This is a genomic window from Rhodoferax sp., from assembly GCF_034520025.1.
Taxonomy (GTDB): domain Bacteria; phylum Pseudomonadota; class Gammaproteobacteria; order Burkholderiales; family Burkholderiaceae_C; genus Allorhodoferax.
Window position 1 is genome coordinate 1621642 of the sequence record NZ_JAXHNZ010000002.1, and the last position, 22240, is coordinate 1643881.

At 60.9% G+C, this 22240-nt stretch carries 19 protein-coding genes and 2 tRNA genes; 10 read left to right on the forward strand and 11 right to left on the reverse strand.

The window, feature by feature from the left end; translation table 11 throughout:
* Positions 1 to 79: 79 nt before the first annotated feature.
* From U5L73_RS16015 to U5L73_RS16035, 5 genes are all read right to left on the reverse strand, one after another.
* Entirely contained in the window at positions 80 to 955 is an 876-nt protein-coding gene (locus U5L73_RS16015) for a 3-keto-5-aminohexanoate cleavage protein (protein WP_416221323.1), read from the reverse strand.
* An 8-nt stretch (positions 956 to 963) separates the two neighbouring features.
* Positions 964 to 2937, reverse strand: coding sequence for an acetyl/propionyl/methylcrotonyl-CoA carboxylase subunit alpha (locus U5L73_RS16020; RefSeq protein WP_322563265.1), 1974 nt, complete (start codon positions 2935 to 2937; stop codon positions 964 to 966).
* A gap of 139 nt (positions 2938 to 3076) precedes the next feature.
* Positions 3077 to 3856, reverse strand: coding sequence for an enoyl-CoA hydratase/isomerase family protein (locus U5L73_RS16025; protein WP_322563266.1), 780 nt, complete (start codon positions 3854 to 3856; stop codon positions 3077 to 3079).
* Positions 3857 to 3982: 126 nt separating this feature from the next.
* On the reverse strand, positions 3983 to 5155 hold the full coding sequence (locus U5L73_RS16030) for an acyl-CoA dehydrogenase family protein (RefSeq protein WP_322563267.1): 1173 nt from the start codon (positions 5153 to 5155) through the stop codon (positions 3983 to 3985).
* A 45-nt stretch (positions 5156 to 5200) separates the two neighbouring features.
* Positions 5201 to 6823 carry an acyl-CoA carboxylase subunit beta gene (locus U5L73_RS16035; protein WP_322563268.1) on the reverse strand — a complete coding sequence of 541 codons (1623 nt, stop codon included), beginning with the start codon at positions 6821 to 6823 and terminating at the stop codon, positions 5201 to 5203.
* Positions 6824 to 6980: 157 nt separating this feature from the next.
* Between U5L73_RS16035 and U5L73_RS16040 the strand changes: the two genes are divergently transcribed.
* The 3 genes from U5L73_RS16040 to U5L73_RS16050 all read left to right on the forward strand — a co-directional run bounded on the left by U5L73_RS16040 (position 6981) and on the right by U5L73_RS16050 (position 8697).
* Positions 6981 to 7277: an SCP2 sterol-binding domain-containing protein gene (locus tag U5L73_RS16040; protein WP_322563269.1), complete on the forward strand. Its 297-nt coding sequence runs from the start codon at positions 6981 to 6983 to the stop codon at positions 7275 to 7277.
* Positions 7278 to 7285: 8 nt separating this feature from the next.
* Positions 7286 to 7762 carry a MerR family DNA-binding transcriptional regulator gene (locus U5L73_RS16045; protein WP_322563270.1) on the forward strand — a complete coding sequence of 159 codons (477 nt, stop codon included), beginning with the start codon at positions 7286 to 7288 and terminating at the stop codon, positions 7760 to 7762.
* A 290-nt stretch (positions 7763 to 8052) separates the two neighbouring features.
* Entirely contained in the window at positions 8053 to 8697 is a 645-nt protein-coding gene (locus U5L73_RS16050; RefSeq protein WP_322563271.1) for an SPOR domain-containing protein, read from the forward strand.
* Positions 8698 to 8780: 83 nt separating this feature from the next.
* On the opposite strand, the gene U5L73_RS16055 is transcribed toward U5L73_RS16050, so the two are convergent.
* From U5L73_RS16055 to hrcA, 3 genes are all read right to left on the reverse strand, one after another.
* Positions 8781 to 10367, reverse strand: a complete 1587-nt coding sequence (locus tag U5L73_RS16055; RefSeq protein WP_322563272.1) for a KAP family P-loop NTPase fold protein — start codon at positions 10365 to 10367, stop codon at positions 8781 to 8783.
* 71 nt (positions 10368 to 10438) lie between these two features.
* Positions 10439 to 10515 (reverse strand) — tRNA-Ile (locus tag U5L73_RS16060).
* A 34-nt stretch (positions 10516 to 10549) separates the two neighbouring features.
* A complete protein-coding gene (gene hrcA / locus U5L73_RS16065; RefSeq protein WP_322563539.1) occupies positions 10550 to 11554 on the reverse strand; it encodes a heat-inducible transcriptional repressor HrcA in 1005 nt (334 codons plus the stop codon).
* Between the two features lie 40 nt (positions 11555 to 11594).
* On the opposite strand from hrcA, the gene U5L73_RS16070 reads away from it, so the two are divergent.
* From U5L73_RS16070 to rapZ, 3 genes are read left to right on the forward strand one after another with little or no spacing between them, the layout of a single operon-like run.
* Complete coding sequence (locus tag U5L73_RS16070) at positions 11595 to 12491, forward strand: NAD kinase (RefSeq protein WP_322563273.1); 897 nt, start codon at positions 11595 to 11597, stop codon at positions 12489 to 12491.
* A 20-nt stretch (positions 12492 to 12511) separates the two neighbouring features.
* The gene (gene recN, locus U5L73_RS16075; RefSeq protein WP_322563274.1) at positions 12512 to 14161 is read left to right on the forward strand and encodes a DNA repair protein RecN; all 1650 of its coding nucleotides are present in this window, start codon (positions 12512 to 12514) and stop codon (positions 14159 to 14161) included.
* A gap of 9 nt (positions 14162 to 14170) precedes the next feature.
* On the forward strand, positions 14171 to 15061 hold the full coding sequence (rapZ, locus tag U5L73_RS16080) for an RNase adapter RapZ (protein ID WP_322563275.1): 891 nt from the start codon (positions 14171 to 14173) through the stop codon (positions 15059 to 15061).
* Between the two features lie 10 nt (positions 15062 to 15071).
* On the opposite strand, the gene mutY is transcribed toward rapZ, so the two are convergent.
* From mutY to mutM, 3 genes are read right to left on the reverse strand one after another with little or no spacing between them, the layout of a single operon-like run.
* Positions 15072 to 16136 carry an A/G-specific adenine glycosylase gene (gene mutY / locus U5L73_RS16085; RefSeq protein WP_322563276.1) on the reverse strand — a complete coding sequence of 355 codons (1065 nt, stop codon included), beginning with the start codon at positions 16134 to 16136 and terminating at the stop codon, positions 15072 to 15074.
* A 2-nt stretch (positions 16137 to 16138) separates the two neighbouring features.
* A complete protein-coding gene (locus tag U5L73_RS16090) occupies positions 16139 to 18100 on the reverse strand; it encodes a dynamin family protein (RefSeq protein ID WP_322563277.1) in 1962 nt (653 codons plus the stop codon).
* A 43-nt stretch (positions 18101 to 18143) separates the two neighbouring features.
* The gene (gene mutM / locus U5L73_RS16095; protein WP_322563278.1) at positions 18144 to 18959 is read right to left on the reverse strand and encodes a bifunctional DNA-formamidopyrimidine glycosylase/DNA-(apurinic or apyrimidinic site) lyase; all 816 of its coding nucleotides are present in this window, start codon (positions 18957 to 18959) and stop codon (positions 18144 to 18146) included.
* A 39-nt stretch (positions 18960 to 18998) separates the two neighbouring features.
* Here mutM and U5L73_RS16100 point away from each other — a divergent pair, with 39 nt between their 5' ends.
* The 4 genes from U5L73_RS16100 to U5L73_RS16115 all read left to right on the forward strand — a co-directional run bounded on the left by U5L73_RS16100 (position 18999) and on the right by U5L73_RS16115 (position 22235).
* Positions 18999 to 20735 carry a tetratricopeptide repeat protein gene (locus tag U5L73_RS16100; RefSeq protein ID WP_322563279.1) on the forward strand — a complete coding sequence of 579 codons (1737 nt, stop codon included), beginning with the start codon at positions 18999 to 19001 and terminating at the stop codon, positions 20733 to 20735.
* On the forward strand, positions 20732 to 21235 hold the full coding sequence (locus U5L73_RS16105; RefSeq protein ID WP_322563280.1) for an outer membrane lipoprotein LolB: 504 nt from the start codon (positions 20732 to 20734) through the stop codon (positions 21233 to 21235). The genes U5L73_RS16100 and U5L73_RS16105 overlap by 4 nt, the downstream gene beginning before the upstream one ends.
* 33 nt (positions 21236 to 21268) lie before the next feature.
* Positions 21269 to 22144 (forward strand): 4-(cytidine 5'-diphospho)-2-C-methyl-D-erythritol kinase, encoded by an 876-nt coding sequence (gene ispE, locus U5L73_RS16110; RefSeq protein WP_322563281.1) that lies wholly within the window; start codon positions 21269 to 21271, stop codon positions 22142 to 22144.
* Positions 22145 to 22158: 14 nt separating this feature from the next.
* Positions 22159 to 22235: transfer RNA gene (locus U5L73_RS16115), tRNA-Gln, on the forward strand.
* Positions 22236 to 22240: the final 5 nt, after the last annotated feature.

Genomic DNA, 22240 nt, shown 5'->3' on the forward strand with positions numbered 1-22240 from the left:
GCTTTTTTTCATGCTATCCGGAAATTCCGGAGAAACTTTTTCAAACGTTCTTTTCAGAAGCATTCGGGATGCGCGAATTCTAACCTGTTCGCAGACCCAAAATGACTTTCGCGTCAGAAGGATTTGCAATTGTTCGTCCTGCGCGCTGGGCACACGCGGCCAGTGCCTCGATAAGCACACCATTACCAGCAGCGCGTGAACCATCGGGCAAATAGAAAGTGTCTTCCAGACCGGTACGCAACATGCCTCCCAGATCGGCCGTCTTCTGGTGCACCGGCCAAATCTCAGTGCGGCCTATCAGTGTGGTTTGCCACACGCTATCGGTGGCCATGTACTTCGGCAAGAGTGAAAGCAGGTCCGCGTCACACGGCATGCCCGAAGCCACGCCCATCACCAGGTTGTATTCTGCGCGGCCCATATCAGGCTTGAGCATGCCGTTCTTCAAATACATGGTCACCGACCGGACGATGCCCACATCAAAACACTCGAATTCGGGATGGGTGCCGCACTCCTGCATCACATCCAGAAACTGCTGCACCTTGGCCACCGGGTTATCGAACACCATGGGCGGCCAAGCCCAACTGCCGTCTTCCTTGAGCTTGAGGTAATTCAGACTGCCCGCGTTGCAGGCAGCAATCTCGGGCTTCACCCGGCGTATGCAGTTCAGGGGGCCGCTGATGTCTTTACCCACCACGCCGGTGGTCAGGTTGATGATCACGCCGGGGCAGGCATCGCGGATGGCATTCACAATGCTTTCGGCGACATCCGGGTCCCAACTGGGCATGTGCCCCAAGCCGTCTTCCTGCATGCGCATATGGATGTGCATGATGCTGGCGCCAGCGTTATAGGCATCGCGCGCTTCTGCCGCCATTTGGGCGGGCGTGACAGGTACGGGATGCTGCTTGGGGTTAGTCAACACGCCGGTCAGGGCGCAAGTCAATATGGCTTTGTCCATGGGATTCCTCAGTGTGTTTCAGTGGGGGGCGTGTCCGCCCCCACGTTCAGTTCCACCAGCACTGCGCCGGCTTCCACCTGTTCGCCCGCACGGGCGTGCACCGCTTGCACCTGGCCCGCCTGTTCGGCACAGAGCCACATCTCCATCTTCATGGCTTCCACGCAGACGAGTTGTTGACCCTCGGTAACCACGTCGCCCGGTGCCACCAGCACCTGCGTAACCTTGCCGGCTACAGGCGATAGTGCGCGGCTGGGATCTTTCAAAGCATCCGCATCGGGGAAGGCCGACACCTCGCTTAACACATGGCTGTAGCCCGCGTGCGCCACATGCCAGGCACCGGTAGCAAACACGGTAATGGCGGTCTGCGCCACACCATCCAGCTCCAGACGCAAAACTGAGTTTTGCCAAGCGATGACGCGAGCCTGCGCTGTCACCCCATCCATGGTGATGGTGGTCAAGCCTTGACCATCGCTGCTGATGCGTACAGCGCGCACCACTTCACCGCACTGCAACCGCACGCTGTAGGCCGCCACACTGTTGGCCCGCCAGCTGCTGCCTTGCTGCTGCGTCAACGCTAAAGCCGCGATTTGCCAGGCCGCCATGGAAGGCGCCGGCGCTTGTAGCAGCGGCTCGCCCTGCTCCAGCCACTGGTCGATCAACGTGGTGGTCATGCGCGCTTCGCGGAAGGCGGGGTGATCCACCAAATCGCTCAGGAAACGACCGTTGTTCTTCAAACCCAGCAGCGGTGCATTCGCCAATGCCGCGCGCAGACGGCGAATGGCATCGCTGCGGTCACGCCCGTGCACGATGACTTTGGCCACCATTGGGTCGTAGAACGGCGAAACCACGCTCCCTTGCCGGATGCCATCGTCAATCCGCACGCCGGGCTGCAACGCACGTTTGGGCTGCCAATAGGCCACGGTGCCGGTCTGCGGGGCAAAACCGGAGTACGGGTCTTCGACATACAGGCGTGCCTCAATCGCGTGGCCGCCTAGGCGTATGTCTTCCTGCCGCGCGGGCAAGGGCTCGCCGGCGGCTACTTGCAGCTGCCATTCCACCAGGTCGAAACCAGTGATGCATTCGGTAACCGGATGCTCCACCTGGAGGCGCGTGTTCATCTCCAGGAAGTAGTGTTTGAGTTGCTCATCCACGATGAACTCCACCGTGCCCGCACCGCGGTAGCCCACCGCTAACGCAGCAGCCACCGCATCGCGCCCCATGGCTTCGCGCATGGCGGGGCTGACCACCGGGGACGGCGCTTCTTCAATCACTTTTTGCCGGCGTCGCTGGGCCGTGCAGTCGCGCTCACCCAGATACACCGCGTTGCCGTGCGCATCTGCGAACACCTGGATTTCGATGTGGCGGCCGTTGTCTATCAGGCGCTCCAACATCAGGGTGCCATCACCGAATGCGCTGATGGCTTCACGTCGGGCGCCCTCGAGGCCGGGCAGCAACTCGGCGTCATTGCGCACGAGGCGCATGCCACGTCCACCGCCACCGGCCACAGCTTTCACCAGCAACGGGTAGCCCAGTTTGTAGGCCTCTTGCGTGAGTACCGTGTCGCTCTGGTCCGCACCCAAATAGCCGGGTGCGCAGGGCACGCCGGCCTGCAGCATGCGCTGCTTGGCTAAGGCTTTGTCGCCCATGGCGGTGATGGCGTTCGGCGGCGGCCCGATGAACACAACGCCTGCATCAGCACAAGCTTGTGCGAACGCAGCGTTCTCGCTCAAGAAGCCGTAGCCGGGGTGCAAAGCATCTGCGCCGGTTTTGCGCGCAGCTTCGAGAATGGCATCCACCCTGAGGTAAGACTCTGCTACGGGCGAGGGACCGATGTGCACGGCCTCATCGGCCAAGGCTACGTGGGGTGCGGCGCGGTCGGCATCGCTGTAGACGGCCACGGTTGGATAGCCTAGTTTGCGGGCGGTGCGGATGACGCGGCATGCGATTTCACCGCGGTTGGCTATCAAGATTTTGCTGAACATCTTGCGTCCTCCTGGTGTGGCGCCTGCGGGGCGATGCGCTTTGCTTCGTGTCCCCCGCCCGCTTTGCGGGCTCCTCCTTGACCTACGCAAAGCGCATTGCCCCACAGGCTTGGCGTGGTCTGAGTTGTTCCGATAGATTTCATTGCACCGCCCAAGTTGGTTTGCGCTTTTGTATGAATGCGGTCATGCCCTCTAGTCCCTCTGCGCTTTGCGCTGAGTGGGCGAATACGGCGGCGGCGTGCTCCACCAGGTCGGCTGCAGGGCTGAAGCGGGCTTGCTGCATCAGGGCTTTGGTGGCGGCCAGGGCGCCGGGGGCACAGGCCTGAATTTCTGCTAGCACTCGGGCAAGCGCTTCCGGCAATTCGTCAGCACTGCACAGCTCATGGATTAAGCCCATTCTGTGCGCCCCAGCGGCGTCCAAGCGCCCGCCGGTCACGGCCAAGCGTTTGGCCTGCGAATAGCCCAAGCGCTCGACCAGAAATGGCGCGATCTGTGCGGGCACCACACCCAGCGACGTCTCGGGCAAACGGAACGTGGCACTGTCGTCTGCCAGCGCCACATCGGCAACACAGGCCAGGCCGAAGCCGCCGCCCATCACCGTGCCTTCCAGCACGGCCACCACGGCCAGCGGGGTCTGAGCGTAGGCCACGCACAGGCGGCCGAAGGCGGCATTCACCTCGGCAATCGGGTCGGGTGCGCCAGCCTCGCGCTGCATGGAGCGCATGCGGGCGCCAGCCATGTCCTTGAGGTCCGCACCCGCGCAGAAGTGCCCGCCTGCGCCGCGCAACACCACCACGCGCACAGCGGCTTCACTCCCAGCAGTGGCCTCAGCCGCCTGCAACGCTTGTTGCAGCTCGGCCACCATTTGCAGGGACATGGCGTTGCGCGCCTCAGGCCGGTTCAGGGTGATGTGCAACACCGCCCTCTCCTGCTCTGCGCGAATGTGCCCGTAGCTTGGCGCAAGCCAATTTGCTCCTTTTTCAGGAGCTGCTTGCGCAATATCCATAGGCGCTAGCAGGCTATTTAACTCAGAAACCTGCATAACTCAGGCGGCCTTGCCGGGCAAGGTACCTTCGAGCTTGCAGATGATGCCCAGCATGATTTCGTCCGCCCCGCCGCCAATCGAGATGAGGCGGCTATCGCGGTAGGCCTGGGAGATCGGGTTGTCGGCGGTGAAGCCCATGCCGCCCCAGTACTGCAGGCAACTGTCCGTCACCTCGCGGCTCAGGCGGCCCGCCTTGAGCTTGGCCATGGATGCCAGCTTGGTCACATCTTTGCCGCCCACGTATTGCTCCACCGCACGGTAGGTGAGCGCGCGCAGGCACTCCACCTCGGTGCGCAGCTCGGCCAAGCGGAAGTGCACCACCTGGTTGTTGAGGATGGGCTGCCCGAAGGTCTGGCGCTGGCGGGTGTAGTCGATGGTGAGGTTGATCAGATTGTCCAGCGAACGCAGCGTGCTGGCCGCGCCATAGAGCCGCTCTTCCTGGAACTGCAGCATCTGCAGCATGAAGCCCATGCCCTCCTGCCCGATCAGGTTGCGCTGGGGCACCCGCACGTTGTCAAAAAACAGTTGCGCCGTGTCGCTGCTGTGCATGCCGATTTTTTCGATCTTCTGGCGGGTGATGCCCGGCGCGTCCATGGGCACGATGATGAGCGACTTGTTCTTGTGTGGGTTTTTGCCCGCTGCGCTCTCGCCCTCGCTGGTGTTGGCCAGCAGGCAGCACCAGTCGGCCTGCATGCCGTTGGTGATCCACATCTTGGAGCCGTTGATCACGTAGTCACCGCCATCTTTGCGGGCCGTGGTTTTGAGGGCGGCCACATCCGAGCCGCCAGTTACCTCACTCACGCCGATGCACCCGACCATGTCGCCCGCGATTGCCGGCGCCAGGTACTGGTTGCGCAACTCATCGCTGCCGAAGCAGGCCAGTGCGGGTGTGCACATGTCGGTCTGCACGCCAATGGCCATGGGCACACCGCCCACATTGCAGTCGCCCAGCGCCTCGGCCATCACCATGGAGTAGCTGAAGTCCAGCCCCATGCCGCCGAACTCGGTGGGGTACTTGATGCCCAGCAGCCCGAGGTCCCCCATCTTCTTGAACAGCTCGCGCGCCGGGAAGATGCCCGCTTTCTCCCACTCCGCAGTGAAGGGGTTGATCTCGTTGGCCACAAATTTGCGCACCGTGTCGGCAATCTGGGTGTGCTCGGAGGTGAATTTCATGGGGTGTCCTCGGGTCGTTGTAATGCGGGAGTCGGGCAGCCGCGCTCAGAGGCGGGCCACACCAAAAGTGTTGGCGTTCAGCTTGCGGTCTGCGGCCTCAGCTGCCAGCGCCAGGCACAGTCCCAAAATGCGTCGGGTGTCGCGCGGGTCGATGATTCCGTCGTCCCACAGGCGGGCGGTACCAAAGAGGGCCGCGCTCTCCTTGTCCAGCCGCAGGCGCAGTCCGTCGGACATGGCTTTGAGCGCTTCGTCATTCGCCTCCATGCCCATGCGCTCCACCTTGGCGCGGTTCACGATGTCCATTACCTTGGCGGCCTGCGCGCCGCCCATGACCGCAGTGCGCGCCGTGGGCCAGCTGAAGATGAAATTCGGGTCAAACCCGCGCCCGCACATGCCGTAGTTGCCCGCGCCATACGAGCCGCCCAGCACCACGGTGAATTTGGGCACGCGCGCGTTGGCCACCGCCTGAATCATCTTGCTGCCGTGCTTGATGGCGCCATTGCGCTCGGCCACCGAGCCCACCATGTAGCCAGTGGTGTTCTGCAAAAACAGCAGCGGCGTGCCGCTCTGGTCGCACAGCTGGATGAACTGCGCCGCCTTGGTAGAGCCCGCGGGTTGAATCGGCCCGTTATTCCCCAGAATGCCCACCAGTCGGCCTTCGATACGGGCGTGGCCACACATCATCTCGGGGGCATAGCCGGCCTTGAATTCCAGAAAGTCCGAGCCATCCACCAGCCGGGCAATCACCTCGCGCACGTCGTAGGGCTCGCGCTCGTCGGCAGGGACGATGCCCATCAGCTCCTGCTCGTCAAACAGCGGTGCGGCAAAGCCGGCGCCTTGGGCTGGGGCGTGTGGTGCAGTGTCCCAGTTGATTTTGTCCATTAGCTCGCGGGTCAGGGCGATGGCGTGGGCGTCGTCCTCGGTGAGGTACTCACCCAGTCCGGTCACTTGCGCGTGCGTCTCGGCCCCGCCCAGCTCGTCGTCTGTGCAGTCCTCGCCGATGGCAGCTTTCACCAATGGGGGGCCGGCCAGGTAAATGCTGCTGCGCCCGCGCACCAGCACCACGTAACCCGACAAACCCGGCAGATACGCACCGCCCGCCGTGCTGGAGCCATGCACCACCGAGATTTGCGGAATACCCGCGGCTGACATGCGCGCCTGGTTGGCAAAGCTGCGCCCGCCCTCCACAAAGATCTCGGACTGGTACATCAGGTTGGCGCCACCACTCTCCACCAGGTAAATCACCGGCAGCTTGTTCTGCAGGGCCACCTCTTGAGCGCGAAGCGCCTTCTTGAGGCCCATGGGTGCCACGGTGCCCCCTTTGACCGCGCTGTCGTTCACCGAGATCAGGCAGCGCTTGCCCGCCACGGTGCCGATGCCGATGATGGAGCCGCCACCCAGCACTGCCTTTTTGCCGTCGTCGTCATGCATGTTGAGGCCGGCCAAGCGGCTCAGCTCCAGGAACGGCGAGTTGCGGTCCAGCAGGCGAGCCACGCGTTCACGCGGCAGCAGCTGACCGCGCTTCTCAAACTTTTCGCGCTTGCTTTCCGACTCGGCAATCACCATGTCCTGCAGGCGCTGCACCTCGGCCAGCAGGCCCTGTATGCGCTGGGCATTGGCGGCAAAGGCATCGGAGCGCGGGTTGATCTTGGAACGCAGGGCAGGCATAGGTCTGGGCTTTCTGAGTTGCTTGACGCATTAGAGGCCAGGGTGACGTTAACGTCAACCAGTTGCCGTATAGGTTTTTTTACTATGCCTTACGTTATGCTTGGCCACTACCATCCGCCACGGTCCATTCGATTTACCCGACACCGGAGAACACCATATGTCCCTCGAATCCGCAACCCAAGCCATCCGCGCCAAAGTGGGCGATGACAGCGGCCTCAACGCCACCCTGAAGTTCGACATGGGCGCTGACGGCGTCATCGTCATCGACGGCAGCAGCACCCCCAATACCGTGAACAACACGGACACCGATACCGACTGCACCGTCGGCATCACCCTAGACAACCTGCAAGCCATGCTGGACGGCGACCTGGAGCCCGCTACCGGCTTCATGGCCGGCAAGCTCAAGGTCAGCGGCGATATGGGTGTGGCCATGCGCCTGCAACGCGTGATCTGACCCTGCCCATGGCCAAAAACGCCCCCGTGCCCGACGCGCTGACCGACGCGCAAGCGTTCGTCGACTCCCACCGCGACGAGGGCACCACCAAACTCTTCGGCATCACTGAGCTGTGCCGTGAGTTCGGCATCACCCTGCGGGCGCTGCGCTTTTATGAAGACAAGGGCCTACTCGCCCCCCGTCGGGTGAACGGCGCCCGCGTCTACACCCGGCGCGACCGGGCACGGCTGGCCCTGATCCTGCGGGCCAAGGCCATCGGCTCGCCGCTCTCAGAAATCAAAACCTATCTGGATTTGTATGGCGATCATGGCGAAGGCCGCGCGCAGCAGCTGCAATATGTGATCACCCGCACCGACAACGAGATCACCGAGCTGGAGAAAAAGCGCGCCCAGATCGACGCCACCCTGGCCGAGCTGCGCGTCATCAACGGCAGCTGCCGCGCCCTGCTGATCGAACGCCAGCGCAAGCCCAAGACCAAAGCCTGATCACTCGAGGTTGAGTGCCAAACAGGCCTCTAGCGCTCATGGAATATGCGCGGGTAGCTCCTGAATCAGGAGCAGTCTGCCAACCGCATGCCGATATCGCGCCGCGGCTTTCAGAGCACCTGCCGACACAGGCCAATGCCTCCCACCGGTGTTGCGCGGGGTATAGCTGCGCGCAGACGGTAGAACCATGGCTCGCATACAGTACATTTTGAGGATTGCGCCCGCGAGCCCTGTGCACGCAGCGCAGCAGTCACCCGATGACCCCGTTTTAACGAGAAAGCAGCAGCCCCATGTCTTCTGTGCCCCACTTGCCCTTGGCTCCCCACCCTTTGCGCACCGGCCGCAGCCTGTTGGCCGCCGGCCTGATGGCCAGCGCGCTTTCCGGCTGCGCCATCTGGCCCAAGGCATTGACTTGGGGCGGCTCGGACACATCCACTCCCACCGCTGCAGCAGAACCACTGACACCGCCACCCGCACCGCCCATGGTGGCGGAAGATTCGCCCAAAGCGAACGCTAACCCGGTACCCGCCAGTGCGGCTGAAACAGCCAACATAGAACCACGCCCTGTGTTGGCGTCCACACCCGTCATGGCACCGCCAGAAGCAGAAACCCCCAAAGCCACCGGGCGCGCCGCACCCAGTGGCAAAGCCAACGCCAAAGACACTGCCAAGTCGGCGCCCACCAAGGCCGGCAGCAGTGAGTTGGTGCCCGGCTTTTATATCAATGTCGGTTTGTTTGCCGTGCCCACCAACGGCACCAACGCCTTCCGCACCCTGGAGAAGGCGGAGCTGCCCGTATTCACCGATGTGGTGAAAAGCAAAAAAGGCGCCCTCACCCGCGTGCGCGTAGGCCCCTACATGAACAAGGCGTTGGCTGATGCTGCGGCAGACAAGATCAAAGGAATGAAGCTGGAAGCGGTGGTGTTTCAGCGCTGAGGTGCTGATGCGCTGATTGCTTCAGCGCGCAATGAAAAAGCCTGTGGTTCGTGAGACGCACAGGCTTTTTGCTTTGTTACAACCTATTTGTTGTGGAGGTGGCCCGCATGCTTTATCAACGTGGCGTATTTCGCATAAGAGACGGCTACAAAACTCCCAAAGTGCGGATTTTTATGTGCTTCACGTCCAAATTTTTTTACTAAGGAGTTGGGGTAATCAAACTGATTCACTTTCTGAGCGGAAATCGCTTCATCAATGTCGAAAACACTTTGAGAAGACCTCTCACAAAACACCTTAACGACATCAATAAGAGATACCTCGCGCTCTTTTGCTCCGTAAGTTGTCATATTGGGAACCATGTACTTTCGCGGCACATCACCTGTCGCGACAGATCTCCACAAATCTGTAAGTTTTTCGGGAGAGAAACGTTGTTCCGTCAAAACTGTAAACAATTCTGGAGAGCGTATACGCGCGGCGGCTAATGTCGCCAACCATAGCAAGTAGATACTCTCCTCACCAGTCAATGAGCTAATGCATGCCTGCATCATCTCTGTCATCTTTTTAATTGTTCGAAGATCCAAATTGAATGCATCGGCAACCCACTCGACTACTGCCGCTGGAACTGCCTCCCTGCATGGAAAAGTGAAGCCCGAAGCCACCGGAAAGCAGGATTCGACGTTTGAATTATTTAAGAGTGGAAACTCATCTGCTAGTTGAATGCAATAGTCATAAACAGACGGGGAAGGAAGCGACCACTCGGAGTCAAAAAAACGCTGAAGATAAGTTCTCCCGTCGAACCTCGCGCCGTAAATTGCGCCAATAGCGTGTGACAGTTGGGAAATGTTCGTCGACACCACAAAGCACATTCCAGGCACGTTGAAAATGTGTTTTAACTCTTCCATAAGAGAAACAGCGAAAGTAGGTCGACAACGATCCAATTCATCTATGAAGACAAAGAATGGCAACTCACGGCCACCCTCGTTCTGAAGCAGAAGCAATGTACTTTCAATTTGCTTTTTGAACGTCTCTATGAGCTTCTTTCGATCTGTTGGCTGTTTTAGGGCAACTTCAAAGTACTTGTCCAAGGCAGCCTTTGCCCCATTGATGCTGTTTCCAGAAAGTTCATCTAGATCTAGATCGTCGATCGCCAGATTCCCATCGCCTAGCGATTTCGAAACATCTTCGAGTACACCGGGGAGTGCCTTGTTAATCGCTCCCTTAAAGACCGCTTTTGTCAAAGGTAAAACAGCACTCCCCAATGCTTTTACCCCTTCACGAACCGCATTCTTTGCTCGATCCTGTAATTGATCCACCAAAGATAGCTTAGCGATTTCCGCATCGAGCGCCCCCTTAAACGCCGACATAAAAGCAATCGTAGGCTCAGAACTTGAATCAAATTCCCACGCATCGAATACAAAGGTCGGATGAGCCCCCTCTTTTCTCAAATCAGATGACCAGTTTTGAATGAAGTACGTTTTTCCGGAGCCCCATTCGGCATCCAGTGCGATGCAAAAGGGCCGAAGTTCACCATCAACATTGGCTTTTGTTCGTTCCTTCAAATACTGTGTCAAAAAATCAGCATATGGTTTTCGATCGAAGGCGTCCCTGTCCCACAATGGAGTTTTGGCTTTCTCTTCTGGTTGGTTACCTGTAGCAGTTTTCGAGTTCAAGTGTCACTCCGTCAGAAAATGAAAAAAGCCCGTTACGAACTTCGCAACGGGCTTTCTATTTTTTGTTTGGATGGTAGGGCGTGAGTGACTTGAACACTCGACCAAAGGATTATGAGTCCTCTGCTCTAACCAACTGAGCTAACGCCCCAACCGATCCGCAGATTGTAGCCGCCCGCAGCGGGCTATTTGTGGTGGCTCAGGGCGTTGCTCACCAGCTTGGAGGTGATGTCCACGATCTGGATCATGCGGTCATACGCCATGCGGGTGGGGCCGATCACGCCCAGCGTGCCGACCACTTTGCCGTCCACCTCGTAAGGGCTGCTGACGATGGACAGGTCTTCAAACGGCACCACCTGGCTCTCGCCCCCGATGAAGATGCGCACGCCTTCGGCCTGGCCGGTTACGTCCAGCAGGCGCATGAGCTGGGCTTTTTGCTCAAACAGCTCAAACGCTCGGCGCAGGTGGCCCATGTCGCTCGAAAAGTCAGACACCGACAGCAGATTGCGCTCGCCGGAGATGACCACTTCATCTTGCGTCTCGGAGATCACTTCTGAGCTGGCGTTTACGGCCGCTTGCATGAGGGCGGCAATTTCGCCGCGCAGGCTCTCCACCTCGCCTTGCAGTCGCTGGCGCACTTGCTCGATTTCCAGCCCCATGAATTGGCTGTTGAGGTAGTTGGCGGCTTCGGCCAGCTGGCTTTGGGTGTAGTCCACTTCGGTGTAGATGACGCGGTTTTGCACGTCGCCATCGGGCGCCACGATGATGACCAGCAAGCGCTTTTCCGACAGGCGCAAAAACTCAATATGCCGGAAGGCCGATGTGCGGCGCGGTGCAATCACCACGCCCACAAACTGCGACAGGTTCGACAGCATGTTGGCCGCATTAGAAATGACGCGTTGCGGCTGATCGGGCAACAGGCTGTGGGTAGGCAGCTGGCCCTGTTGCACGGTGAGCATGGTGTCCACAAACAGGCGGTAGCCGCGCGCGGTGGGCACGCGCCCGGCCGAGGTGTGGGGGCTGACGATGAGGCCCAGGTCTTCCAGGTCCGCCATGACGTTGCGGATCGTGGCAGGTGAGAGCTCCAGGCCCGATTCTTTGGACAGAGTGCGGCTGCCAACGGGCTGTCCATCGGCGATATAGCGCTCCACCAGCGCCTTCATCAACATCTTGGAACGTTCATCGAGCATGTTGGTCATTTTAGTAACCTATTTAGTGTCTAATTTGACCATGTTGTCTCTATTTAGGCATGTCGCTCTGATCGGCAAGTACCAAACCACCGGCACCAGCGCTGCGGGAGCCTCGTCCCGCAAATCGCTGGACGAGATTGCCCATTATTTGATGGACCAGGGCTGCGAGGTGGTGATCGAAGCCGACACTGCCGCCAACACGGGTTTAAGCAACTACACCACCATGGACGTGGCCGGCATTGGCGCCCAGTGCGACCTGGCCCTGGTGGTGGGTGGCGACGGCACCATGCTGGGCATAGGCCGCCAACTGGCACGCTACCAGGTGCCCCTGATCGGCATCAACTCGGGGCGGCTGGGGTTTATTACCGACATCCGTTTCGAACAATACAAAACCACGCTGGCGCCCATGCTGGCCGGCCACTACGAGGTGGACGACCGCGCCTTGATGCGCGCCCGCGTGATGCGCGACGGCCACTGCGTGTTTGAGGCCGAGGCCATGAACGACGTGGTGGTGAACCGCGGCGCGACCTCGGGCATGGTAGAGCTGCGGGTGGAAGTGGACGGGCACTTTGTGGCAAACCAGCGGGCGGACGGGCTGATCATCGCCTCGCCCACGGGCTCGACCGCCTATGCCATGTCGGCCGGCGGGCCGCTGCTGCACCCCTCGATCGCCGCCTGGGTGATGGTGCCAATTGCGCCCCATACCCTATCAAATCGGCCGATAGCCCTCGCGGATAGTGCGCATATAGCTATCGAAATCGTAGCAGGTCGCGATGCCAGCGCCAACTTTGACATGCAGAGCTTGGCAAGCCTGATGCACGGCGACCGCATTGAAGTGACCCGCTCGCAGCACAAGGTGCGCTTTTTGCACCCCAAGGGCTGGACCTACTTTGACACCCTGCGCCAAAAAATGCATTGGAATGAAGGGGTGGCCTAAGCGCCACCGAAAGTGAACACATGGCACTCAAGCGAATTGTTCTCAGAGACTTTGTGATCGTCAGCGAGCTGGAGCTGGACTTGGAGTCCGGCTTCTCGGTGCTGACCGGTGAAACCGGCGCGGGCAAATCCATTCTGATTGATGCGCTGCAGCTGGTGACCGGCGCCCGCGCCGACACCGGCGTAATCCGCGAAGGCGCGGCCCGCACCGATGTGAGCGCCGAGTTTGACAACGCGCCCGGCCTTGAAGCCGTGCTCGACGAAGCCGGGTTTGAGAGTGGCGACACCCTGCTGCTGCGCCGCACTGTGGACACGCAGGGCAAAAGCCGCGCCTGGGTGAATGGCAGCCCCGCCACCGCGCAGCAGTTGCGCACCATCGGCGAGCAGCTGCTTGACATTCACGGCCAGCACGCCTGGCAAAGCCTGACCCGGCCGGAGGCCGTGCGCGGCCTGCTGGATGCGTATGCCAAGTTAGACACCAGCGCTCTGAGCAGCCTGTGGGCCACCTGGCGCCAGACCCAACAAGCCCTCACCCAAGCCCAGGCCGCGCAAGACAGCCTGCAACGCGAGCGCGAGCGCCTAGCGTGGCAGATTAGCGAGGTCGACAAACTCAACCCCGGCACCGACGAGTGGCCCGAGCTCAACGCCAGCCACAGCCGCCTGGCCAACGGGCAGGCGCTGATTGACGCGGCCGAGGGCGCCGTCAACCTGCTGGAAGACGACGACACCAACGCCCTGGCACCGCTGCACGCCGCGCTGCAGCTGCTGCAAGCCCAGTCGCATCTGGAAGCCGAATTCAAAGACGCGATTGAAGCCCTGAACTCCAGCGTCGCGCAAATTGAAGACACAGTGCACAGCCTGCGCTCTTATGCCCGCCGTGCCGAACTCGACCCCGAACGCCTGGCCGAGCTGGACGAACGCATGTCGCTCTGGGTGAACCTTGCGCGCCGCTACAAGCGCCCGCCCGAAGAGCTGGCCGAGTTGTGGGCCAGCTGGAAGACCGAATTGACCCAGCTAGACGCAGCTGCCGACCTGGACGGCCTGCAAGCCAAAGAGCGCAAGGCCCAGGCCGCCTTCATGGCGGAGGCCAAGGCCCTGTCCAAACAACGTGCCAAGGCCGCGCCCCTGCTGGCCCAGAGCATCACCCAAGCCATGCAAGGCTTGGGCATGCAGGGCGGCCGGTTTGAGGTAGCGCTGGAGCCCCTGGCCCAGCCCCAAGCGAGCGGCCTGGAAGATGTGCAGTTTCTGGCCGCCGGCCATGCGGGCAGCACCCCGCGCCCGGTGGGCAAGGTGGCCTCGGGCGGCGAGCTCTCGCGCATGGCGCTGGCCATTGCGGTGACTACCAGCCGCCTGGGCACCGCCCAGACCTTGATATTTGACGAGGTGGACTCCGGTGTGGGCGGCGCAGTGGCCGAGACTGTGGGCCGCCTCATGCAGCAGCTAGGTAGCGACCGCCAGGTGCTGGCCGTGACCCACCTGCCCCAGGTCGCCGCCTGCGCGCACCACCATTTGGTAGTGTCCAAGCAGCTGCAGGGTAAGGCTACGCTGAGCACCGTGGCCCCCGTGGGCGGCGAACAGCGTGTGGCCGAAATTGCCCGCATGCTGGGTGGGGAAAAGCTCTCAGGCACTACGCTGGCTCACGCGAAAGAAATGTTGCAGTCAGGCCTGTAAAAAAAAACAATGAGCTCTCTACATACGTCGATGGAAATTGTGCTGATCACCGGCATGTCGGGTTCCGGCAAATCGGTGGCGCTGCACGCCTTGGAAGACGCAGGCTTTTACTGCGTCGACAACCTGCCGCCCGAGCTGCTGCTGCCCTTTGTGGAGCTTGAACGGCAGCATGACGCGCAGCGCATCGCCATTGCGATGGATGTGCGCAGTGCGGCCTCGCTGCCGTTGGTACCGCAGCAGTTAGCAGCGGTGCGGGCGCTGGGCGTGGTAGTTAAGCCTTTGTTTTTGGACTCGACTACCGACACGCTGGTGCGCCGCTACTCTGAGACACGGCGCAAGCACCCTTTGTCACAGGGCAGCTCCGAGCATGGCGAGCGCGATGAGCGCCGCGCACTGGTCGACGCCATTGAACTGGAGCGCGAGCTACTGGCCGACCTGCGCGAGCAGGCCCATGTGATTGACTCCAGCATCATCCGCCCCTCCCAGTTGCAGAGCTATGTCAAAGCGCTGATTGCCTCGCCCGGCGGGCAACTCACGCTGGTGTTTGAATCGTTTGCCTTCAAACGGGGCGTGCCCACGGATGCGGACTATGTGTTTGACGTTCGAATGCTGCCCAACCCGCACTACAACCCCGAGCTCAAGCACCTGACCGGGCGGGACCAACCGGTGATGGATTTTCTGATGGCCGAGGAAGCCGTGGCGCTCATGCAGCACCACATTGCTCACTTTCTGGAAAGCTGGCTCGATGCCTTGGCGAGCGACCACCGTAGCTATGTGACCGTAGCCATCGGTTGCACCGGCGGCCAACACCGCTCTGTATTTTTGGTAGAGCAACTCGCCAAGCGCTTCAGCGGTGAATGGATCACCCTCAAGCGCCACCGCGAGATGGACGCGAGGTAGGCGGTAGGCTCTAGCCTTCCAACAGCTTGCGCACTGGGGCCGGTAAGCCAGCCGCAGCCCACTCAGCGGGTGTAAACCAAGCGCCCTCACCCAAGTCATTTGCTATTAAATCTATAGCGCCTTGCGAGAGCTCCACTTGGGCCGGATGCATAAATAGGTCTTTATGCGTGAGCACATGGGTTACTGCGGGCATAAACCGTAAGTCGCCCGCAGATGCGGGCGGTAGCGCGGCGCGCAACGCGTCTTCACTTTCAAACAGCGGAAAACACTGCAAGCCTGCCCACACCCCAGGGGTGGGGCGCTTGCTCAGCCACACCGCGCCATCAGCGCGCCGCAACCAAAAAAGCCACAGGCTTTGGCTGCTGCGCTTGAGCTTGCGGGTGCGCACCGGGTAGCGCTCGGCGTCACCCACCTTGGCAGCGGCGCATTGGCTTTGCACCGGGCAGAGCAAACAGCTGGGCCGCTTGGGGCTGCACAGCGAGGCCCCCAAATCCATCATGCCCTGGGTGTAACGTGGCATCACACGCGGGCCCTCCGTGGCCACCTCGGCCGCGCTGGGCAGCAGGGCTGTGGCTTGGTCCCACAGAGCGCGCTCATTCTTGGTGGATGCCAGATCGGCGTCAAACGCCAGCACACGGGTGAGCACCCGCTTGACGTTGGCATCCATGATGGCCACCCGCTCGTGAAAACACAGCGAGGCAATCGCCGCGGCGGTCGAGCGGCCGATACCGGGCAAGGTGGCCAGCGTAGCCGCATCGCGCGGGAAGGCGCCGCCGTGCAGTTCCATGACCAGCTGGGCGCAGCGGTGCAGGTTGCGGGCACGGCTGTAGTAGCCCAAGCCGCTCCACAGGCCCATGACCTCGTCACTACTGGCGGCGGCCAGGTCTGCCACCGTGGGGCAGCGGGCCAAAAAGCGGTCGAAGTAGCCGATGACGGTGGTCACCTGCGTTTGCTGCAACATGATCTCTGACAGCCACACCCGGTACGGGTCTTGGGTGTTTTGCCAAGGCAGGCTGTTGCGGCCATGCTGCGCCTGCCAGCGCACCACGGCGGTGGCAAAACTCGGTGTCGCCATAGTCAGACCAGTTCGACGTCGACTTCGGTCAGCGCGGTGCGGCTCTGGTGCGCCGCGACCAAGTAGGAGGTGAGCTCCATCAGCTTGTCGTCCAGCACATTCAGGGCGTTGCTCTGCAGGTTGATTTCACCAATGCGGTCCTCCAGGCCACCCGCGGCCTGCGAGATACGGTCAATCGCTTCAATGCGGCGCACAAAATTGCGGCGGCGCTCGCGCAGTTGGGCATCGAGCTGCGCTGCAGACGCTTTGCTCCAGAGCTCGACATCCGCCAAGGCGGTTTCGTGGACCGTGCGCAGTCGCGTGGACAAGGCGCGCACCAGCCGATCTGCAAACTCCGGCTGAGCGAGGCGGAAGGCGTTGCCCAAGCCCAAATACTGCAGGTGATTGCGTTCGATCGTGTCCAGATCCGCCGTGAAGCGGGCCATGTCCGGCTGCGCCGGTGGCTGCAGCGAAAAACCGTATTCTGCGTTCAGCGCGGTAAAGCTCGCCTCCAGCATGGTCTGGATTTCGGCGCACAGGGCTTGCACCCGCTGCAAGTTGGCACGCAGGCGGTCAAAAGTTTCGCTATAAGCCCGCTTGACGCCCAGCTTGAGGCCCTTTTGCAGCAGCGTGTCACCTAGCCCGGCCATTTCTTTCTTGAGCATGGCCGCGCCCAAGATATTGAACACTTCACGCAGCAGGCGCAGATGCACGGAGCGCACCGCATGGATCTTGGCGCCGCCTTGGTCGAACTCGGCCTGCTCTTGCGAGATGCGGTTGCGCATGTGCTTGATGACGTTAGCGTTTTTGCCCTGCAGGCTCTGCAACTCCATCATCTGCTCGGTCAGGTCGCGCTTGCGGATGTTGATGACCCGGCCGGTTTCAGCCCGCAAATCCGTGATTCCGCCCTTCATGGCAGAAGCGAGAATCTGCTGGCGCTTACCCATCATGCCGTAGCCGAGCACGTCTTCGAGCACCGGAAGGCAGCTCTGGCGCAATAGCGCATCGTCTTCCGTGACTTTGGCTACCAGGCCCTTCTGGGCGGAGACAGCAATCACCCGCTCTTTGGGAATCCCCAAAATATCAGCGGTGCTGGTGCGCTGGCGGTCGATCTGGGTCTGAATCTGGGCGGGGGTGCTCAGGGCGTCCCACAGCGTGTCGATTTTGTTAAGCACCACCAAGCGCGCTTCGGGGTCGGTGGACTCGGTGATCAGGTGTTCGCGCCAGATAGACAGATCGGATTTGGTGACGCCGGTATCAGCACCCAACATAAACACCACGGCGTGGGCCTGTGGAATCAGGCTGACGGTCAGCTCCGGCTCAGCGCCGATGGCGTTCAGGCCCGGGGTATCCAAAATCACCAAGCCTTGCTTGAGCAGCGGGTGGGCAATGTTGATTAGCGCATGGCGCCAGCGCGGCACTTCGACCATGCCTTGCGCATCCACCATAGGGTTGTCTTCAGGGGCTTGGGCATTCCAGAAGCCCAAGGCGCGGGCTTCTTCCTGGGTTACACGAATGGTTTCGGCGACTTCCTCCAAGGCCTTGGCCAGTTGCTGAGGATTGTTCACATCGAGGTCGATGCGGGTCCACTTTTCGGGCGCCATGCGCCACTCCATCAGCGCCTGGGGTTGCAGGCGGGTCTCGATGGGTAGCAGGCGCAGGCAGGGGGGCACCTCAGCGTCATACCCCATCTCGGTGGGGCACATGGTGGTGCGCCCGGCGCTGGCCGGCATGATGCGCCGGCCGTAGCCCGCAAAGAACAGGGCGTTGATCATTTCGGACTTGCCGCGCGAGAACTCGGCCACAAAGGCCACCATCACTTTGTCGGAGCGCAGCTGGGTCTCCAGGCGCAACAGTCGCTCTTCGACGCCGGCATCCAGCAACTCGTGGTCTTTCAGCCATTCGGCCAGCAGCTTCAGGCGCAGCGCAAACTCACGCCGCCACGTGCCGTGTTGGTCAAATTGATCGTTGAATGAAGTAGCCACGTAGTCCCCCGAGGAATCGGCCAATATAGCACCCCATCCAGCCCTAGCGCTTCTGGCAAATCATGCAGAAATAGGTGGAGCGCTGACCCTGCCGGATCGCCCGCACCGGTGTGGCACACACACGGCAAGGCGCGCCTTCCCGGCCGTAGACATTGGCCTCCAGCTGGAAATAGCCGCTCTCGCCATTGGCGTTGGAAAAGTCGCGCAGCGTGCTGCCGCCCTTCTCTACCGCGCGGCTCAGCACATCCTTCACCGCCGCATGAAGCTTAGCCACCCTTGGCTTGCTGATGCTATTGGCCGGGCTGGTGGGGCGTATGCCGGCCAGAAACAAGGCCTCGGACGCATAAATATTGCCCACGCCGACCACCACTTCGCCGGCGAGCAGCACCTGCTTGATGGGTGCTTTGCGCTGACGTAGACCGGCCAGAAAGGCGGCCACCTCAAAACCGTCACCCAAAGGCTCTACGCCCAAGTGGCCCAGCAGTTTTTGCGCAACCTGGTCTGACTCCCCCACCGCAAACACCACGGCGCCAAAGCGGCGGGGGTCGTGCAGGCGCAGGGTACCGAGGTCGGTGACCATGTCAAAGTGGTCATGCACATCCGCAGGCGGCAAATGCCGGTCAAAGACCACCGAGCCCGACATGCCCAAGTGCACCAGCAGCAAGCCGTCGCTGAGGTCGATCAACAGATACTTGCCCCGGCGCCGGACTCCACGCACCCGCATGCCCGCCAACGATACCGGCTCGCATTGCAATGGCCAGCGCAAAGGTTTGCCCATGTGCACTGCCTGAATCGTGGCGCCGGTGATGCGGTCGGCAAAACTCCGGCGGGTGACTTCAACTTCGGGCAATTCAGGCATGGGCGCTCTCAGATACGGGGGTTGGATTATTATGGTCTGATGCACCGCACCCAACGCCTCATTGCTATCGCCGCCCTCGTTGCCGGACTCATTCCACTCGGGTCCGCGCAGGCTGTGGCGCCGGCGCCTGTCACGAATTCGGACCTGAACGCCGGACTGACGTACCAGATCCTGGTGGCCGAAATGAGTGCCTTCAATGGCGATGAAACCAACGCGTTCTCCTTGACCTTGGATGCCGCCCGGCGCGCCAATTCACCGCGACTGTATGAGCGGGCGGTGGAACTGGCCCTGCGCGCCAGAAGCGCGGACTTCGCACTGGAGGCCGCACGCGCATGGCAGCGGGGGTTTCCCAGCTCGAAGGATGCCAATCGCTACATCTTGCAAATATTGATAGGCACGAACCGCCTGTCTGAACTGACCGAACCGCTCAAACGCGAACTCCAAGGCCTCTCGGGCAAGGACCGCGTAGGCACCATTAATGTGTTGCCCCGTTATTTCCAGCGGGTGACCGACAAAACGCTGGCTGCAGCAGTCTTTGAACAAGCGCTGGCGGCGGACCTGCCCACCACGCTCTACGGACCCGCGGCGTGGAGTGCTGTGGGCGTGATGCGGATCGGCGCTGGCAACCTGCCCGGCGCGCTAGAGGCAGCCCAACGGGGCGCCGCACTGGATGCCAACGCAGAAGAGCCCGCAGTGCTCGCCCTGAATTTGATGGATACCAAAGCGCCCGCCGCCGAGGCCATCATGCGCAAATATTTGGCAGGCAATGCGCTGCCTGAAATCCGCATGGGCTACGGTCGGGCTTTGATAGGCGCGCAGCGGTTCGCCGAGGCACTCATCCAAATGCAGCTGATCAACACGCAAAAGCCGGATTTTGCGGATGCCTGGTTGGTACGTGGTTCCCTGGAAATCCAGGACAAAGGTCCGGCCGCTGCAGAGAAATCACTCAAGCAGTACCTGAGCCTGCTCCCCGCCGAGCAAGACCCCAATGATGAGACCGAAACCGGACGGGGTGCGGTACAAGCCTATTTGTTGCTCGCCCAGATTGCAGAACTGAACGGCAAGCCCGAAGAAGCCAACACACTCTTGCAACGGATCAAAAGCCCCCAAGACGCCTTGCGAGTCACTGTGCGCCGCGCCACGCTGCTGGCACGCCAAGGCAAGCTCGACGAAGCCCGTGCCGCGATACGCAACGCCCCAGAGCGACAAGCGGATGATGCGCGCACCAAGCTGGCCACCGAAATCCAACTGCTCCGCGACTACAAGCAAATGAGCGAGGCCTACACCTTGCTCACAACCGCAGTACGGGCCTACCCGGATGACAACACCTTCGCCTACGACCTCGCCATGGTGGCTGAAAAGCTCGGTCGGCCCGAGGAGATGGAAACCCTGCTGCGCAAACTGATTGCCAAAGCGCCGGACTACCACCACGCATACAACGCATTGGGCTACTCCCTTGCGGACCGGGGCATACGCTTGTCAGAAGCGCGGCAACTGATCCAAAAGGCGCTGGAATTTGCACCCGCAGACCCCTTTATAGTCGACAGCCTGGCATGGGTGGAGTTCCGCAGCGGTAACCTCCCCGAAGCACAGCGCCTGTTGCAGCAGGCATATGCCAGCCGGCAAGACGCTGAAATAGCAGCCCATTTGGGCGAAGTGCTCTGGGTCTCTGGACAGCGCGAAGCGGCTAATAAGATCTGGCAGCAGGGCTTGGAACTGCAAAAAGACAACGAAACCTTGCGCGAGACCATCCAGCGCCTGAACCCGTCTCTATGAGCTTGGGAATCCGGACTCGGGCGCTCTTCACGCTCTGGTTTGCTATTTTTCTGATAGCGGGCTGCGCACATCAACCGGGCGCAAACAGCACTTTTCCCTTTGAATCGCAGTGGAGCGGCAGGCTGGCCCTCAAAGCGCAGAGCACGCCACCCCAGGCCTTCAGCGCCGACTTTGAATTGGGTGGTTCGGCTGAAGCAGGCCAACTGGCCTTCTACACCCCACTTGGCACCACTGCGGCAAAGCTGCAATGGGCGCCCGGGACCGCAACCCTTGCAGCAGAGGGCCAGATCCGCCAGTTTGACTCTGTAGAAGCCCTGGTGCAACAAGCCACGGGCGCCGAGCTGCCAGTGCAAGCGCTGTTTGATTGGCTCCGGGGTACGGCCACACCCGTGCCAGGTTGGTCGGTGGACCTGAGCGCCCTCGAGCAAGGTCGATTGATGGCCCAGCGCGATGAGCCTTCGCTGCCAGGTATCGAGCTGCGAATCATTCTTCAGCGCTGAACGGTGCGCCCAGCAGCGCAGATAATCGCCGCCATGCAGTCGCTCTACGACATTCCCGCCCCAGCCAAGCTCAACCTGTTCCTTCATATCGTGGGTCGCCGCGAGGATGGTTACCACCTGTTGCAGTCCCCCTTTATGTTGATTGATTGGAGTGACACCCTTCACTTCGACCTGCGCAGTGATGGCGGCATCAGCCGTGAGGACTTGAGCTGGGCTTTGCCGGAAGATGATCTCGTGCTCCGCGCTGCCCGCGCCTTGCAGCAAGCCACCGGTTGCGCCTTGGGTGCCCACATCGGCATCCACAAATCCATCCCGGCGCAAGCAGGTATGGGCGGAGGGTCTTCGGATGCGGCGTCTACGTTGCTGGCCTTGAATCGCTTGTGGAACTTGAAACTGCCGCTGCCCGCGCTGCTGGCGATCGGCCTGAAGCTGGGTGCCGATGTGCCCTTTTTCCTCGGTGGAAAGAACGCATGGGTAGAAGGCATCGGAGAAAAACTAACCCCCATCGACATCCCGGTTTCGCCTTGGTTGGTCGTGAAACCCGGGGCCGGTTTAGAAACAAAACGAATTTTTTCTGATCCAAGCTTGAAACGTGATTCAGAGTGCGCTACAATCTACGGCTTCGCTGCACACACTTTCGAAAATGTCATAAAGACAACAAGAAATGATTTGCAGGCCATAGCCCAGACGCTGTGCCCGGAAATGAACCAAGCCCTTCAGTGGCTGAATTCAAAAGGTCTCAGTGGTCGAATGACTGGTTCAGGAAGCGCAGTTTTTGCGTACTGCACTCAGAGCATCGAAATGGGTGATGCGCCTACTGACTGTCAAGTCAGGTTGTGCAGCAGTTTGGATGTTCACCCCCTTCAGGGATGGGCACCCAGCGATGGTTTATCGGTGGGTAGCGTTTAGCTACCAACCCGTGTAGGGGAGTCGCCAAGTTGGTTAAGGCACTGGATTTTGATTCCAGCATGCGAAGGTTCGAATCCTTCTTCCCCTGCCAAATTG